Annotated in this window: 1 protein-coding gene; it reads left to right on the top strand. The window is 54.3% G+C overall.

Features of this window, described 5'->3' with window-relative positions:
* A partial coding sequence (locus IB244_RS31665) for a DUF995 domain-containing protein (RefSeq protein WP_192307005.1) occupies window positions 1–350 on the top strand: 350 nt, incomplete at its 5' end.
* Window positions 351–477: the final 127 nt, after the last annotated feature.

Below are 477 nucleotides of genomic sequence, written 5' to 3'. Positions count from 1 at the left end.
GGCCAAGTGGCGGCGGACGGTTTGATTCGCAAGGTCGGCGCTTTACCGCAATGACCGAAGAAAACGGCAAGAAGTCCATCGGCGAAGGCACATGGTCAGTCGATAACCTCGGCAAGATGTGCATGAACGCCACTTGGACGACGGACGGCGAGGCCGCCAAGGCAAGGACATGTTTTTCCCATGGCAGGCTTGGCAACGTGATCTACCAGAAGCGTTTGCCAATGGGAGATTGGTACGTGTTTCGCAGTGCCAAACCCAGAGCAAGCGATGAATTTTCGAAACTTGTGAACACCGACAGCGTAACCGTTCAGGCGTTGGCGGCCAAACAGGTCATGTCAGTCAAAAAATAGTTGGAGAGGAGAAAGCCATGAAGAAGCTGAACAAAAAAATCCTGTCCGCAGCGGCTATAGCAATCCTGTTTTCCGCCGCGGCCTACCCGGTGGTCCAGTCACAGGCACAAAATGCCGCAGGCATGAC

This window comes from Rhizobium sp. RHZ02, assembly GCF_014851575.1.
Classification (GTDB): Bacteria; Pseudomonadota; Alphaproteobacteria; order Rhizobiales; family Rhizobiaceae; genus Rhizobium; species Rhizobium altiplani.
Note: the sequence above shows the minus strand (reverse complement) of the source record. Positions and strands in the feature narration are given on the sequence as shown.